Annotated in this window: 18 protein-coding genes; 13 read left to right on the forward strand and 5 right to left on the reverse strand. The window is 70.1% G+C overall.

Going from position 1 to position 15065, the window contains the following annotated elements; translation table 11 throughout:
• Window positions 1-54 precede the first annotated feature (54 nt).
• The gene (locus ACWDEX_RS00285; RefSeq protein ID WP_450460844.1) at window positions 55-909 is read left to right on the forward strand and encodes a DUF4429 domain-containing protein; all 855 of its coding nucleotides are present in this window, start codon (window positions 55-57) and stop codon (window positions 907-909) included.
• A gap of 43 nt (window positions 910-952) precedes the next feature.
• On the opposite strand, the gene ACWDEX_RS00290 is transcribed toward ACWDEX_RS00285, so the two are convergent.
• Both ACWDEX_RS00290 and ACWDEX_RS00295 read right to left on the reverse strand, forming a co-directional pair.
• On the reverse strand, window positions 953-1969 hold the full coding sequence (locus ACWDEX_RS00290) for an aldo/keto reductase (RefSeq protein ID WP_450460845.1): 1017 nt from the start codon (window positions 1967-1969) through the stop codon (window positions 953-955).
• Window positions 1966-2466, reverse strand: a complete 501-nt coding sequence (locus ACWDEX_RS00295; RefSeq protein WP_450460846.1) for a MerR family transcriptional regulator — start codon at window positions 2464-2466, stop codon at window positions 1966-1968. The genes ACWDEX_RS00290 and ACWDEX_RS00295 overlap by 4 nt, the downstream gene beginning before the upstream one ends.
• Before the next feature lie 96 nt (window positions 2467-2562).
• Here ACWDEX_RS00295 and ACWDEX_RS00300 point away from each other — a divergent pair, with 96 nt between their 5' ends.
• Together ACWDEX_RS00300 and ACWDEX_RS00305 are read left to right on the forward strand one after the other, a co-directional pair.
• Window positions 2563-3033: a GNAT family N-acetyltransferase gene (locus tag ACWDEX_RS00300; protein ID WP_450460847.1), complete on the forward strand. Its 471-nt coding sequence runs from the start codon at window positions 2563-2565 to the stop codon at window positions 3031-3033.
• A gap of 19 nt (window positions 3034-3052) precedes the next feature.
• A complete protein-coding gene (locus ACWDEX_RS00305; RefSeq protein ID WP_450460848.1) occupies window positions 3053-3877 on the forward strand; it encodes a serine hydrolase domain-containing protein in 825 nt (274 codons plus the stop codon).
• Between the two features lie 25 nt (window positions 3878-3902).
• On the opposite strand, the gene ACWDEX_RS00310 is transcribed toward ACWDEX_RS00305, so the two are convergent.
• Window positions 3903-4298 carry an ATP-binding protein gene (locus ACWDEX_RS00310; RefSeq protein WP_450460849.1) on the reverse strand — a complete coding sequence of 132 codons (396 nt, stop codon included), beginning with the start codon at window positions 4296-4298 and terminating at the stop codon, window positions 3903-3905.
• A 117-nt stretch (window positions 4299-4415) separates the two neighbouring features.
• Between ACWDEX_RS00310 and ACWDEX_RS00315 the strand changes: the two genes are divergently transcribed.
• The 3 genes from ACWDEX_RS00315 to ACWDEX_RS00325 are packed head-to-tail and all read left to right on the forward strand — an operon-like array spanning window position 4416 to window position 6080.
• On the forward strand, window positions 4416-5255 hold the full coding sequence (locus tag ACWDEX_RS00315; RefSeq protein ID WP_450460850.1) for a helix-turn-helix domain-containing protein: 840 nt from the start codon (window positions 4416-4418) through the stop codon (window positions 5253-5255).
• Window positions 5224-5493, forward strand: a complete 270-nt coding sequence (locus ACWDEX_RS00320) for a DUF397 domain-containing protein (protein WP_450460851.1) — start codon at window positions 5224-5226, stop codon at window positions 5491-5493. The genes ACWDEX_RS00315 and ACWDEX_RS00320 overlap by 32 nt, the downstream gene beginning before the upstream one ends.
• Window positions 5494-5537: 44 nt before the next feature.
• Window positions 5538-6080 (forward strand): GNAT family N-acetyltransferase, encoded by a 543-nt coding sequence (locus tag ACWDEX_RS00325; RefSeq protein WP_450460852.1) that lies wholly within the window; start codon window positions 5538-5540, stop codon window positions 6078-6080.
• 559 nt (window positions 6081-6639) lie between these two features.
• Here the strand turns inward: ACWDEX_RS00325 and ACWDEX_RS00330 are convergent.
• The gene (locus tag ACWDEX_RS00330) at window positions 6640-7311 is read right to left on the reverse strand and encodes a pirin family protein (protein ID WP_450461102.1); all 672 of its coding nucleotides are present in this window, start codon (window positions 7309-7311) and stop codon (window positions 6640-6642) included.
• 85 nt (window positions 7312-7396) lie between these two features.
• Between ACWDEX_RS00330 and ACWDEX_RS00335 the strand changes: the two genes are divergently transcribed.
• The 5 genes from ACWDEX_RS00335 (at window position 7397) to fabF (ending at window position 12399) form a co-directional block, all read left to right on the forward strand.
• Window positions 7397-8602 (forward strand): PucR family transcriptional regulator, encoded by a 1206-nt coding sequence (locus ACWDEX_RS00335; protein WP_450460853.1) that lies wholly within the window; start codon window positions 7397-7399, stop codon window positions 8600-8602.
• 89 nt (window positions 8603-8691) lie between these two features.
• Window positions 8692-9606, forward strand: a complete 915-nt coding sequence (locus tag ACWDEX_RS00340) for an ACP S-malonyltransferase (protein WP_450460854.1) — start codon at window positions 8692-8694, stop codon at window positions 9604-9606.
• 19 nt (window positions 9607-9625) lie between these two features.
• Entirely contained in the window at window positions 9626-10657 is a 1032-nt protein-coding gene (locus ACWDEX_RS00345) for a beta-ketoacyl-ACP synthase 3 (RefSeq protein ID WP_450460855.1), read from the forward strand.
• 103 nt (window positions 10658-10760) lie between these two features.
• Window positions 10761-11009 (forward strand): acyl carrier protein, encoded by a 249-nt coding sequence (locus ACWDEX_RS00350; protein WP_450460856.1) that lies wholly within the window; start codon window positions 10761-10763, stop codon window positions 11007-11009.
• A 118-nt stretch (window positions 11010-11127) separates the two neighbouring features.
• Window positions 11128-12399 carry a beta-ketoacyl-ACP synthase II gene (gene fabF / locus ACWDEX_RS00355; protein WP_450460857.1) on the forward strand — a complete coding sequence of 424 codons (1272 nt, stop codon included), beginning with the start codon at window positions 11128-11130 and terminating at the stop codon, window positions 12397-12399.
• Window positions 12400-12465: 66 nt separating this feature from the next.
• Here the strand turns inward: fabF and ACWDEX_RS00360 are convergent, their stop codons facing one another.
• Window positions 12466-12960 (reverse strand): DUF3145 domain-containing protein, encoded by a 495-nt coding sequence (locus ACWDEX_RS00360; protein ID WP_450460858.1) that lies wholly within the window; start codon window positions 12958-12960, stop codon window positions 12466-12468.
• A 241-nt stretch (window positions 12961-13201) separates the two neighbouring features.
• Here ACWDEX_RS00360 and ACWDEX_RS00365 point away from each other — a divergent pair, with 241 nt between their 5' ends.
• Entirely contained in the window at window positions 13202-14074 is an 873-nt protein-coding gene (locus ACWDEX_RS00365) for an SGNH/GDSL hydrolase family protein (protein WP_450460859.1), read from the forward strand.
• Between the two features lie 14 nt (window positions 14075-14088).
• A complete protein-coding gene (locus ACWDEX_RS00370; protein ID WP_450460861.1) occupies window positions 14089-15063 on the forward strand; it encodes an aldose epimerase family protein in 975 nt (324 codons plus the stop codon).
• The last annotated feature ends 2 nt before the right edge of the window (window positions 15064-15065 follow it).

Raw genomic sequence — 15065 nt, forward strand, 5'->3', positions numbered from 1 at the left:
TGCGGTCTGCCCAGGGAGGCGACGGAAGAGCACGTGCCGCATACGATGAGCCGCATGGGTGACGTACTGGCCGGATTTCATGCCGCCTGGGAGTTTCAGTCCGACTCCGTGCTCATCCGCTTCGAACGGGGAATCCGCACGCCGAAGCTGTTTCAGGCACTCGGCGAACGCCGTATCCCGCTGGAGGCGATCACGGGGGTGACGCTGCGTGCGGGCAGGCGCGGGACGGTTGTCCTGCACGCGATGCCGAGACCCGGCGCCGACCCGCTGATGGAGGCGGCGGCCGGGCAGCTCAAGGAGACCTCCGACCCCTACCGGCTGGTCCTGCCGGCCGAGCGCGAGACCCTCGCCGAGTACTACGCGGACGAGCTGCGCCCCCTGCTCACCGAGGACTCCGCCCCCGCCGAGCGGTTCCTGGTCGCGCCGCCGGAGGTGCCACTGCAGTTCAAGGCCTACGACGGGAAGGCGTCCTTCGACGGCAAGGCGGTGTCCTTCCGGTGGTTCTGGACGGGCGCTTCCTCCGCCAAGTGGAAGGCCGGCGACCAGAGTTTCCCGGTCACCGACCTCAGCGGGGTCCAGTGGCGCTCTCCCGAGGCGTTCGAGGGCCATCTGCGACTGCTGCGGCGTGACTGCGCCGGTGCCACGCAGCCCGCGCAGCCGGATCAGGATCCGGCCGCCGTCGTCTTCGGGCTCGGGTACGGGCCCGTTCACGAGTCGTTGCCGTTCGCTGCCGCGGTGCTGGCCGCGGTGCGCTCCGCCGTGCCCGCCCTGGCCGCGGTGCCCGCGGCCCGTCGGGACCCGGCGGACATCGCCGAGCGGATCCGGCATCTCGGGGAGCTCCACAAGGCGGGGCTGGTCACGGACCAGGAGTTCTCCACGAAGAAGGCGGAGCTGCTGGCGGAGCTTTAGCGTCCCTGAAGGGCCGCGGTTGCCCGCGGCCCTTCAGGAAGCCCTACTCCCGGCCCGCCGACGTGAACGTCATGTCCGCGTAACGGTCGCCCGACACCTTGGAGGCGATCGGCTCCAGTAGTGCGAGCTCGTCGTCGGAGAGCACGAGCCCCGTCGCCGCCACGTTCTCCGCGACGCGCGAGCGCTTGGTCGTGCCCGGGATCGGGACGACCGGGAGGCCGTGCACCGCGGCCTGTCGGTGTGCCCAGGCCAGCGCGATCTGACCCAGCGAGGCGCCGTGGGCCTTCGCCACGGTCCGCACCGGCTCCAGGAGTGCCACGTTGGCGGCTGCGTTCTCGCCCGTGAAACGGGGCAGCGAGCGGCGGAAGTCCTCGGTCGTGAGGTCCGTTTCGGCGTTCGAGAAGGAGCCGGTGAGGAAGCCGCGGCCGAGCGGCGAGTACGGCACGAGCGCCACACCCAGCTCACTGGCGGCCGGCACCACCTTCGCCTCGATGTCCCGGCTGAACAGCGACCACTCCGACTGCACGGCGGCGATCGGGTGCACCGATTGCGCGGCCCGCAGCTCGTCCGCGGTGACCTCGCTCAGGCCCAGGTGTTTCACCTTGCCCTCGCGCACCAGCTCGGCCATGGTCCCCACGGTCTCCTCGATCGGGACGTTCACCTCACGCCGGTGCATGTAGTAGAGGTCGATCACGTCGACGTCCAGACGCCTGAGGCTCGCCTCGACGCACTGCCGGATATAGGGCGGGTCGTTGCGGATGGTGCGCTCGTACGGGTCGTCCGGCGAGGTCGAGATCGCGAACTTCGTCGCGATGACCACCTCGTCCCGGTGCGCCTTGAAGAACGGCGACAGGAACGTCTCGTTCTCCCCCGCGCCGTACATGTCGGCCGTGTCGTAGAGCGTGACGCCCAGTTCCAGCGCCCGCTCCAGGGTGGCGCGGGACGCCTCGGCGTCGGCGGGGCCGTAGGCGAAGCTCATGCCCATGCAGCCGAGTCCCTGCACACCGACCTCGGGCCCGCTCTCGCCGAGCCGTACCGTCGGGATCCTGCTGTCAGTCATCGGGTTCCGGTCCTCTCCGCCTCGAATTGGCTTCCCGCCTCCGCGTAGAAACTGATCTTGCGGTCCAGTACCGCGAGCGTGTCGTGGAGTTCGGCGATCCGGGTCAGGACGTCCCGGCGGGTCGCCTCCAGCAGCTCCTGCCGCTCGCCGTAGGTGTTCTCGCCCGCGCGCACCAACTCCGCGTACCGGACCATGTCGGCGACCGGCATCCCGGTCAGCCGAAGCTTGCCGACGAGGTCGAGCCAGTCCAGGTCGCGGTTGGTGTAGCGGCGCTGGCCGGTGTGGGAGCGGTCGACGTGGGGCATCAGGCCGATCCGCTCGTACCAGCGCAGGGTGTGGGCCGTCAGTCCGGTGAAGGCGACGACCTCGCTGATCGTGTAACGATCCTGCCCGTCGGGGCGCGGGTGCCGCCGGGGCGGGGCTGAGCAGATGTCGGTGCGGGTGGGGGCGTGCGGGGTTTCCTCGGTGGCCACGGCAGTGGTCTGCATCACCGTCATGGCCTCCACGCTATGGGGTTGGAGCGCACTCCAAGCAAGCGGGTTCGGGAGAATTCGGCGAGCCGCTGTCTGGTGTTGCCGACTAGCGTGGCCGCCATGAGTCTTGTACGCCGGGCCGTGCCCGAGGACGCCGAAGAAGTGCTGCGACTGCGCCAGGTGATGCTGGATTCCGTCTTCTCTGCGGGCTCTTCCACACAGTGGCACGCAGAGTCCCTGCCGACCGTGCGCCGTCGGCTCGCCGATCCGGACGGCGGCTTCGCCGCGTTCGTGGTCGACCATCCGCAACGGCTGGGCGCGCTGGCGGCGCTCGCGGTCGGGACGGTCGAGTACCGGATCGGGCGGAAGGGCAACCCGCACGGCCGGGTGGGCTACGTCTTCAGCGTCGCCACCGACCCCGAGATGCGCCGCCGCGGGTACGCCCGCGCCTGCATGGAGAGCCTGCTGGACTGGTTCCGGGAGCAGGGCGTACGGCAGGTCGACCTGAACGCGTCCGCCGAGGCCGAGCCGCTGTACGCCTCGCTGGGCTTCGTACGCAAGCCCGACCCCTCGATGCGGCTGGAGCTGTGAGCCGCATAGGCTCGTACGCATGTCCTTGCAGAGCCTGGCGCTGATCGAGAACTGGCCCGTCCCCACCGCCGCCGCGGCGGTCGTCCGTGCGGACGGCACCGTGCCCGGCACGCACGGCCCGGTCAGCCACCGCTTCCCGCTGGCCTCGGTCACCAAGCCGCTCGCCGCCTACGCGGTGCTCGTCGCGTACGAGGAGGGGGCGATCGACCTCGCCGAACCCGCCGGGCCGCCCGGAGCCACGGTCCGCCATCTCCTCGCTCACACCTCCGGGCTGGCGTTCGACGAACACCGGGTGACGTCGGCGCCCGGCGAGCGCCGGCTGTACTCGAACGCCGGCTTCGAGGTGCTGGGCGATCATGTGGCGAAGGCGACGGACATCCCGTTCGCCGAGTACGCCCGCCAGGCGGTCCTTGAGCCGCTGGGCATGACCTCGACGAGCCTGGACGGCTCCCCCGCCAAGGACGGCGTCTCGACGGTCTCGGACCTGGTGCGGTTCGCGGCCGAGGTGCAGGCACCACGCCTGCTGGACGCGCGGACGGTGGCCGGGGCGATGACCGTGCAGTACCCCGGCACGAAGGGCGTGCTGCCGGGCTACGGCCACCAGAACCCCAACGACTGGGGCCTCGGCTTCGAGATCCGTAACGCCAAGACGCCGCACTGGACGGGAAGTTCGTCCTCGCCTCGCGCCTTCGGTCACTTCGGCCAGTCGGGCACGTTCCTGTGGATCGACCCCGACGCTCAGGCGGCCTGCGTGGCCCTGACGGACCGCGCGTTCGGACCGTGGGCGATCGAGGCGTGGCCGGCGTTCACGGACGCGGTGCTGGCGGAGCTGCGCGCCGTCTGACGGCACCCTCCGGGGCACGCACGTCTCAGTCCTGGGTCAGGCACTCGAACCACACCGTCTTGCCCCGCCTGTCGGGACGGACGGTGACACCCCACCGGTCGGTGACGGCGTCCACGATCACCATCCCGCGCCCGCCGTCACCGAGTGGATCAACTCTCGCCCGCGCAGGCAGTTCCGGGCAGTCGTCGGCGACCTCCACCCGCACCCCGCCGGGCTGGAGCAGGAAGCAGATACGGCAGCGGCGGCCGGGTACATGCCGTACGACGTTGGCGACCAGTTCCGTGAGCGCCAGTTCAGCGGCGTCGGTCACGTCCGCCAGTCCCGAGCCGACGAGATACAGCCGCAGAATGCGGCGCAGATGCCTGGCCGAGTGCTCCCCCACGGCGAATGCGGCGTGGTACTCGCTTTCGACGTCCGTCACAGGCGGACCAGTTACGTGATTCACACCACAAGCGTGCAACGCTGCGCATACGCTCTGCTACGTAGTGAAACGAACGTGGGGAGGCGTTGCAGGCGCATCCCGGAGTGAGGTGCCGCCGTGGTCAACATCCAGTCGCTCGACCCCACCGCTTCCCCGCTCGACTACTACGGCTGGGAACTGCGCCGCCAACGCGAGGCCCACGGCCTCAAACAGGGGCAGCTCGGCGAGATCATCTTCTGCACGGGATCACTGATCGGCCAGATCGAGACCACGAAGAAGGTCCCCACCCGCGACTTCTCCGAACGGGTCGACGCCGCGCTGGGCACGGACGGCCTGTTCTCCCGCCTGGTCGGCCTGGTCCTGCGCAGCCAACTGCCCAACTGGTTCCAGCCGTACGCGGAGATGGAGGCGAAGGCTACGTACATCTCCACGTATCAGGCGCAGTTGGTGTACGGGCTGTTGCAGACGGAGGAGTACGCGCGGGCGGTGCTCGGTGTCGAACATCGCAGCAAGGTGGACGAGATGGTGGCGGCCCGAATGGAACGCCAACGCATCCTCCGGCGTGATCAGCCACCCGCGCTCTGGGTCATCCTCAGCGAGGCCGCGCTACTCCTGGAGATCGGCGGACCTGGCGTCATGCGGCGCCAACTCTCCCACCTGTTGGGCTTCCAGGAAGACCCGTGGGTGCAGATCCAGGTTCTTCCGTTCTCCACGGGCCAACACGCAGGCATGATGGGGACGTTCAATCTGCTGAGGTTCGACAACGACCCCGATCTGTTCTACATGGACGACTACGACCAAGGTCGCATGACGGCCAATCCAGACCTGATCAAGGAGCGCTCGGTCGGCTACGCTCGACTGCAAGCATCGGCTCTCTCCCCCGAGGACTCGGCGAGACTGATCACCCGCGTGATGGAGGAACGCTATGCGACCCCGCACAGCACTGACGAACGTTGAGTGGCGCAAGTCCAGCTACAGCGGCAGCAACGGCGGTGACTGCGTCGAGTGCACCGTCACCGACGGCGCCGCCTGGCGCACCTCCTCGTACAGCGGAAGCAGCGGCGGCGAATGCGTCGAGGTAGCCGACGGCTGCCCCATCGGCACCGTCCCCGTCCGCGACAGCAAGAACCCCTCCGGCCCTGTCGTGACCGTGGGCGCCGGCGCATGGCAGGCGTTCATCGACAACCTCCGGTAGTCACAAGGTCGCCCGACACCGCCCGGCACCCTAGGGTGCCGGGCATGGTCATCACATTCCGGCGGCTTCGCCCCTCGGACACCGAGTCCCTGGTCCGCTTCCTGACCGGCGAGAGTTGGCCGTTCCACAGCGTCAGCGAGGTGGACCGCGACACGGCGCTCCGGTGGATCACCGAAGGACGCTTCGAGAGCGAGGACAACAGAAGCTTCTGGGTCCTTGCCGATGAGGACCTCGTCGGCCTGGTCCGCCTCATGGACCTGGCCGACGACACGCCCCTGTTCGACCTGCGGATACAGGCTGCGCACCGGGGTCGCGGTATCGGCCGCGAGGCCGTGACCTGGCTGACGCGGTATCTGTTCGAGGAGTTCCCGCACATGCGCCGCATCGAGGGCACTACACGTCAGGACAACCGCCCGATGCGGCGCGTCTTCCTGCGCTGCGGCTACGCCAAGGAGGCGCACTACCGGGACGCGTGGCCGGCCCAGGACGGAACGTTCCACGACACGATCGGCTACGCGATCCTGCGCCGCGACTGGTCGACCGGGACGGTCACACTCCCACGCTGGGACGACGAGGCGACCGCCTGAGGCTCAACGAGCCGAAGCCTTGTCGAGGGGGCCGCCTGCCCATACCCACACTCATGGGGCGTACCGCCGCACGACTGTCGGTCTCCAGGGCGCTGGCTGGAATGTGTGACACATCCGCGAAATGTGTCACACATTCCAGCGGACACCACCCCACCCCCTGGGACACGGCCCGTTCCCCCCTGGGACACGGGCCGTACCCCCACTCACCGCATGCCGCCGAACCGGCCCGGCGTGCAGGCGAGGCGCGAGCGCGCCGTCCGCCGCCGGGTCCCCAGCCGGCCCACCCCGCCGCAAACACCGACAGGGCCCCCGCTCCTCCCTCGGCCGCACGCTCGCTTCTCACCCGTGCTGGAGCGGGCCGAGTCAAGGGTCGGCCACAGGCCGATCGGCGAAGCCGACGCGAAGCGCCCTTTACTCGGACCGCGGAAGCACGACACTGGCGAAGAAGCGGGCGGCCCAACAGCCACAGCCCATCCCAGGTGAGGCCTGGATCGGGTCAGCTCCGCCAAGGCCGCCGGGAGAGGCTATCGACAGCAGGTCCTCCACTCGGCCCGCCCCCTCACCCCTCCATCTCCCACACCAACACCTCAGCGCTCGTCACCGCCCGCATCTCCACATCCTCAGCAGCACCCGTGATAGCAGCACCCGTGATCCGCACCGCGTCCCCCGCCCGCAACTCCTCCCCGTCCAGCCGCACTTCCCCCCGTACGACATGGACGTACACAAACGCGGCACCCGGCACCTCCGCCCGCTCCCCCGCCCCGAGCCGCCGTACGTGAAGCACCGCTCCCGCCCCAGGCACCGCGTACGGCGTGCAGTCCGCGATGCCGTGGACGACCTCGTACGCGGGGTCGCCGCCCGGCGCAAGAGGGGTCAGCCACATCTGGACGAAGACCAACGGGACGTCGGCGTCGTTGCGTTCCACGTGACGGACGCCGCCCGCCGCGCTCAGCCGCTGGACGTCGCCGCGGCGGATCACCGATGTGCGGCCCGTGGAGTCGCGGTGGGTCAGTTCGCCTTCCACCACCCAGGTGACGATCTCCGTGTGGCTGTGCGGGTGCTCGTCGAAGCCCGCGCCAGGCGCCAGCCGCTCCTCGTTGCAGGCGATCATCGCACCGAAACGGAGGTTGTCCGGGTCGTAGTGCGGGCCGAAGCTGAAGGCGTGCACGGACTCGATCCCGGCGGCCGGGTCCCCTCCGCGGTAGCGCTCGTCGGCGCGCCGTACATCCATCACAGCGCCCACCGTAGCCCCGCGTCCACCGCCCTCGGGGACCCACCGCGGCACGCTCCCTTCCCGATAAGGCAGTCTTGTTCCCGTGCCCGAACCCCAATCCCACAGCGCCGGACCCGCAGCACGCCCCGTTCATACGTACGCGGCGACCCTGAAGCGGCTGGAGAGATCGTCCGGAAGTCTCGCCGCGCAGGCCATCGCGCGCATGGACGAGACACTGCCGTGGTACCGGGCGATGCCCCCGGAGAACCGCTCCTGGATCGGCCTGGTGGCCCAGGCGGGTATCGCCGCGTTCACCGAGTGGTTCAGGCACCCGGAGGCCCCGCAGGCCATCTCCACCGATGTCTTCGGGACCGCGCCCCGCGAGCTGACCAGGGCCGTCACCCTGCGGCAGACCGTGGAGATGGTGCGCACCACCATCGAGGTCATGGAGTCCGCCATCGACGAGGTGGCCGCTCCCGGCGACGAGTCCGTGCTGCGTGAGGCGCTCCTCGTGTACGCCCGTGAGATCGCCTTCGCCACCGCCCAGGTCTACGCCCAGGCCGCCGAGGCGCGTGGCGCCTGGGACGCGCGTCTGGAGTCGCTCGTCGTGAACGCCGTGCTCAGCGGGGAGGCCGACGAGGGGGCCGTCAGCCGGGCCGCCGCGCTCGGCTGGAACTCGCCCGAGCATGTGTGCGTGGTGCTGGGTACGGCACCCGACGGTGACAGCGAGTTGACGGTCGAGGCCATCCGGCGGGCCGCCCGGCACGCCAAGCTCCAGGTCCTGACGGGCGTGCTCGGGGACCGGCTGGTCGTGATCACTGGAGGCAGCGACAACCCGCTCGCCGCCGCCAAGTCGCTCATCGGGCCGTTCGCCGCCGGACCCGTGGTCGCCGGGCCGATCGTGCCCGACCTGCTCACCGCGACCCGGTCCGCGCAGGCCGCCACGGCGGGCCTCAAGGCATGTTCCGCCTGGCAGGACGCCCCACGGCCGGTCCTGGCGGACGATCTGCTTCCGGAGCGCGCGATCGCCGGTGATCCCAGTGCGCGCGAGCAGTTGGTGGAGGAGATCTACAGACCGCTGGAGGAGGCGGGCTCCGCACTCCTGGAGACCCTCAGCGTCTATCTGGAGCAGGCCTCCAGCCTCGAAGGCGCGGCCCGGATGCTCTTCGTTCACCCGAACACCGTGCGCTACCGGCTCCGACGTGTGACGGACGTCACCGGCTGGTCACCCTCTGATGTACGCTCCGCGTTTACGCTGCGTATCGCGCTGATCCTGGGGCGCCTGGTCGATGGAGACCCCCAGGCCTAGCCTCTTGTAGGAGGTGCACAAAACCCCCTGCCGTTCTTCGTCCCTGTCCCCACCGGCGGCCGCGGCCGTCCCCAAGAGAGAGTGTGAGAGTGCTCGTACTCGTCGCTCCCGGCCAGGGCGCCCAGACGCCCGGCTTCCTGACTCCTTGGCTAGACCTCCCCGGCGCCGCCGACCGCATCGCCGGCTGGTCGGACGCCATTGGGCTCGACCTTGCCCACTACGGCACAGAGGCCGACGCCGACACCATCCGGGACACCGCCATCGCCCAGCCGCTCCTGGTCGCTGCCGGTCTGCTGTCCGCGGTGGCACTGGGTGACATCGTCCCCGGCGCCGTCGCCGGCCACAGCGTCGGCGAGATCACCGCGGCCGCCTTCGCGGGCGTCCTCGACGAGACGGCCGCGCTGTCCCTTGTCCGGGGGCGCGGACTGGCCATGGCCGAAGCCGCCGCCGCCAAGCCCACGGGCATGTCGGCGCTGCTCGGTGGTGACCCCGAGACGACCATCCCGCACCTGGAGAAGCTGGGGCTGACCCCGGCGAACGTGAACGGCGCCGGTCAGATCGTCGCCGCCGGCACCCTGGAGCAGTTGGCCGCCCTGGCCGAGGACAAGCCCGCGGGTGTGCGCCGTGTCGTTCCGCTGAAGGTGGCGGGTGCCTTCCACACCCATCACATGGCCACCGCGGTCGACGCCCTGGCGCGGGCCGCCGAGGCGCTCACGCCCGCCGACCCGACGGTCACGTACGTCTCGAACAAGGACGGGCAGGCCGTCACGTCGGGCGCCGAGGTGCTGCAGCGCCTGGTCGGCCAGGTCGCCAATCCGGTCCGCTGGGACCTGTGCATGGAAACCTTCCAGAAGCTGGGCGTGACCGCGCTGATCGAGGTCTGCCCCGGCGGCACCCTCACCGGTATCGCCAAGCGCGCGCTGCCGGGCGTCACCACCCTTGCCCTGAAGACCCCCGACGACCTCGACGCCGCTCGCGCTCTCATCGCCGAGCACAGCGCCTGAGAAGGAGCCCGAGAGCAGCATGTCGAAGATCAAGGCACGGAAGGGCGCCCCGTACGCGCGCATCCTGGGCGTCGGTGGCTACCGCCCGGTCCGGGTAGTGCCCAACGAGGTGATCCTGGAGAAGATCGACTCCTCCGACGAGTGGATCCGCTCCCGCTCCGGCATCGAGACCCGGCACTGGGCGAACGACGAGGAGACCGTCGCCGCGATGGCCATCGAGGCCTCGGGCAAGGCGATCGCCGACGCGGGCGTAACCGCCGGGCAGATCGGCGCGGTCGTCGTCTCCACCGTCTCGCACTTCAGCCAGACCCCAGCCATCGCCACCGAGATCGCCGACAAGCTCGGTACGAACAAGGCCGCCGCCTTCGACATCTCGGCCGGCTGCGCGGGCTTCGGCTACGGCCTCACGCTCGCCAAGGGCATGGTCGTCGAGGGGTCCGCGGAGTACGTCCTCGTCATCGGCGTGGAGCGGCTGTCCGACCTGACCGACCTGGAGGACCGCGCCACCGCGTTCCTGTTCGGCGACGGCGCGGGCGCCGTCGTCGTGGGCCCCTCCGAGGAACCGCACATCGGTCCGACCGTGTGGGGTTCGGAGGGCGACAAGTCCGAGACCATCAAGCAGACGATCCCGTGGAACGCGTTCCGGATCGGCGATGTCTCCGAGCTCCCGGTCGACAGCGAGGGGAACGTGAAGTTCCCCGCCATCACGCAGGAGGGCCAGGCGGTGTTCCGCTGGGCCGTGTTCGAGATGGCGAAGATCGCCCAGCAGGCGCTGGACGCGGCCGGGATCACCGCGGACGACCTGGACGTCTTCATTCCGCACCAGGCGAACGTGCGGATCATCGACTCGATGGTGAAGACGCTCAAGCTTCCGGAGCACGTCACGGTCGCCCGTGACATCCGCACCACCGGCAACACCTCGGCCGCCTCGATTCCGCTCGCGATGGAGCGGCTCCTGGCGACCGGCGAGGCGAAGAGCGGCGACACCGCGCTCATCATCGGTTTCGGCGCCGGCCTCGTGTACGCCGCGTCGGTCGTTACCCTCCCCTAGGCACTCCGTGCCGGATCATGCGGTCCGGCACGGGAACCGCAGACTCCTGCCGCTGACGCGGCGGGCGCCACACCCTCTGGATATTTACGAAGGAGCGCCGGACATGGCCGCCACTCAGGAAGAGATCGTCGAGGGTCTCGCCGAGATCGTGAACGAGATCGCCGGGATCCCCACGGAGGACGTCCAGCTGGACAAGTCCTTCACCGACGACCTGGACGTCGACTCGCTGTCCATGGTCGAGGTCGTCGTCGCCGCCGAGGAGCGCTTCTCCGTGCGGATCCCCGACGACGACGTCAAGAACCTCAAGACGGTCGGTGACGCCGTCGAGTACATCCTCAAGAACCAGGCCTGATCGACCGATCACCTGGGCAGACAGCCAGGCGCCGGGCCGTGCCCGGCTGTCCGGCCATTGCCCCGCCACCCGGCGGTGGCGCCGCTGAATCCTCGTATCCGTTGGAGAAAGAATTCCCGTGAGCTCGACCAATCGCACCGTGGTCGTCACCGGTATCGGCGCAACCACACCGCTGGGTGGCGACGCGGCCTCTACCTGGGAAGGCCTCATCGCCGGCAAGTCCGGTGTCCGACCCCTGGAGCAGGACTGGGCCGCCGAGCAGGCGGTCCGTATCGCCGCGCAGATCGCCGTGGAGCCGTCCGAGATCATCCCGCGGCCCCAGGCTCGCCGTCTGGACCGTTCGGCGCAGTTCGCGCTGATCGCGGCCAAGGAGGCCTGGGCGGACGCCGGTTTCACCGACAAGGCGGGTGCCGACGACGCCGTCGACCCCGACCGGCTGGGCACGGTCATCGCCTCCGGCATCGGCGGCGTGACGACCCTGCTCGACCAGTACGACGTGCTGAAGGAGAAGGGCGTTCGCCGTGTCTCCCCGCACACCGTGCCGATGCTGATGCCGAACGGCCCGTCCGCCAACGTGGGCCTGGCCGTGGGCGCCCGTGCCGGTGTGCACACCCCGGTCTCCGCCTGCGCGTCGGGCGCCGAGGCCATCGGCTACGCCATCGAGATGATCCGCACCGGCCGCGCCGACGTCGTCGTCGCAGGCGGTACGGAGGCGGCCATCCACCCGCTGCCGATCGCCGCGTTCGGCAACATGATGGCGATGTCCAAGAACAACGACGACCCTCAGGGCGCGTCGCGGCCCTACGACGTCGACCGTGACGGCTTCGTCCTCGGCGAGGGCGCGGGCGTCCTGGTGCTGGAGTCGGCCGAGCACGCCGCCCGGCGCGGTGCCCGTGTCTACGCGGAGGCGGTCGGCCAGGGCATCTCGGCCGACAGCCACGACATCGTGCAGCCGGAGCCCGAGGGCCGCGGTATCTCGCACGCCCTGCAGAACCTGCTCGACAACAACGACCTGGACCCGGCGGAGGTCGTGCACGCGAACGCGCACGCCACCTCGACGCCGGCCGGTGACGTGGCCGAGCTGAAGGCGCTGCGCAAGGTGTTCGGCGACGATACGGACCACATCGCGATCTCCGCGACCAAGTCGATGACCGGTCATCTGCTCGGTGGTGCGGGCGGCGTGGAGTCGGTGGCGACCATTCTCGCGCTGTACCACCGCATCGCCCCGCCGACCATCAACATCGAGAACCTCGACCCGGAGGCCGAGGCCTACGCCGACATCGTCCGCGGCGAGGCCCGCAAGCTGCCCGTCGAGGGCCGTATCGCCGCGCTGAACAACTCGTTCGGCTTCGGCGGACACAACGTGGTCCTGGCGTTCCGTACGGTCTGACACCGCCACAGGCACCCATGAGAAGGGCCCCCACCCGGTGGTGGGGGCCCTTCTCATGATCGGGAGTCAGACGACCTGGTGCAGCCAGCGCACCGGAGCGCCCTCGCCGGCGTACCGGAAGGGCTCCAGCTCGTCGTCCCACGGCTTGCCCAGCAGCTTGGCGAGTTCGGCCTCCAGGTCCGTCTCGCCGCGCTGCGAGCGCTCCAGCGCGGCGCGCAGCCGGTCCTCGGGGATCAGGATGTCGCCGTGAATGCCGGTGACCGCGTGGAAGATACCGAGGTCGGGAGTACAGCTGTAGCGCTCGCCCTCGGCGGTCGGGCAGGGCTCCGAGGTGACCTCGAAGCGCAGCAGGTGCCAGCCGCGCAGCGCGGAGGCGAGCTTGGAGGCGGTGCCGGCCTCGCCCTGCCAGGAGAACTCGGACCGCCAGGTGCCGGGAGCGGCGGGCTGCCGGATCCAGTCGAGGCTGACGCGCGTCCCCAGTACGCCCGCGACTGCCCACTCGACGTGCGGGCACAGTGCGCGTGGCGCGGAGTGCACGTACAGGACTCCACGTGTCGTCACCTGAACCTCCGGGCAGACCGCGACATCTTGTAACTTTACGGAACGGGTGTGGCGGGGCAGCCACGGGGCGAGGCTACCGTGCGGCAGGGCATGGAGTGTGACGTACCGTCGGTCCTGGCGCCCGCAAACTCCGAGGTTTCACCCAAGGGGACGCGGGAGCGCCCCAACGTGTTCGAAGGCTGGTCGAACGACCGCGGACACGGACCGACCGGCCGCGGACGACGAGCGAGGGGACCAGGGGATGCGGAAGCGGAGCCACCGTTCACGAGCCGTCGTCGCGATAGCGGCGGCGGCTGTCGTGGGGCTCGCCGGGTGCGACAACAGGGTCACCCCGCCGGGCTCGGTCACGAAGTCGCGGCACGCTCCGGTCTGGAACCGCGCCCCCGACTCGATCGCCGCCGTCGGCGACTCCATCACACGCGGCTTCGACGCCTGCACCGTGCTGTCCGACTGCCCGGAGGTGTCCTGGGCGACGGGCGGCGACAGCGACGTCGACAGCCTCGCCGTACGGCTGCTCGGGGCGGCCGGGGCCGCCGAGCGTAGCTGGAACTACGCGGTGACCGGGGCCCGGGTGACGGATCTGCCCGAGCAGATGACGCAGGCCGCGGCGAAGAAGCCGGAGCTGGTGACCGTGATGGTGGGCGCCAACGACGCCTGCCGCACTTCCACCTCGGCGATGACCTCGGTCGCCGACTTCCGCGCCCGGTTCCAGGACGCCATGGACACGCTGCGCGAATCGCTGCCCAGGACGCAGGTGTACGTGTCGAGCGTGCCGAACCTGAAGCGGTTGTGGTCGCAGGGCCGTACCAACGTGCTCGGCAAGCAGGTGTGGAAGCTGGGCATCTGTCCGTCGATGCTGGCCGACGCGGACGCGCTGGACGCGACGGCGACCAAGCGGCGTGACACGGTGCAGGCCCGCGTGGAGGCGTACAACGAGGTGCTGCGGCAAGTGTGCGCGAAGGATCTGCGATGCCGCTTCGACGGCAACGCGGTCTTCGACTACCGCTTCGGCCCGGAACAGCTCAGCCACTGGGACTGGTTCCATCCGAGCAGGAACGGTCAGGCGCGACTTGCCGAGATCGCCTACCGCACCGTCACGGCGAAAAGCCCGTGACCTAGGGTTTTGGCATGAATGAACTTTTCGGCGCACTTTCGGACGGTACGCCCGTCCATCGCTGGACGCTGGGGCGGGGCGGGGTACGGGTGCGTGTCCTGTCGTACGGCGGGATCGTGCAGTCGGTCGAGGTCCCCGACCGGGACGGCCGTCCGGCCGACGTGGTGCTGGGCTTCCCGGACCTGGACGGCTACGTCGGGAACCCGGGTCCCTACCTCGGGGCGCTGGTGGGCCGGTATGCCAACCGCATCGCGGGCGCGCGTTTCACGCTCGACGGACGGACCTACGCCCTCGAACCGAACAACGGGCCGAACTCCCTGCACGGTGGCGAGCGGGGCTTCGACAAGCGTGTGTGGGCGGTCGAACCCGTCGAGCACGGCGTACGGCTGTCCCGGGTGAGCCCGCACGGCGAGGAGGGCTTCCCGGGCCGGCTGGAGGTCTCGGCGACGTACACCCTCGACGCGGACGGCACGCTGCGGATCGCGTACGAGGCCACCACGGACGCGCCGACCGTGGTGAACCTGACGCACCACGCGTACTGGAACCTGGCCGGTTCGGGCAACGCGGGCAGGCACGAACTGCGGATCGCCGCCTCGCGGTTCACTCCGGTGGACACGACCCTGGTTCCGACGGGCGCGCTCGACGGCGTGGACGGCACGCGGTTCGACTTCCGGACAGCGCGGAAGGTCGGCTCCGGGTACGACCACAACTTCGTGCTCGACAAGGGCGTGACCGGCACACCGGAGGAGGTCGCCGAGTTGTACGACCCGGCGTCCGGGCGGCTGCTCACCGTGGCGACGACCGAGCCCGGACTCCAGCTTTACACCGCGGACCACCTCGACGTCCCGTTCGCCCCCGGTGCGGGGATCGCGTTGGAGACGCAGCACTTCCCGGACTCCCCGAACCGCCCGGAGTTCCCGAGCACGTGCCTGCGACCGGGCGAGGTGTACCGCTCGGAGACCGTGTACGGCTTCGGCGCCCGCCGTTAGAG

Source organism: Streptomyces sp. NPDC001020 (assembly GCF_053599115.1).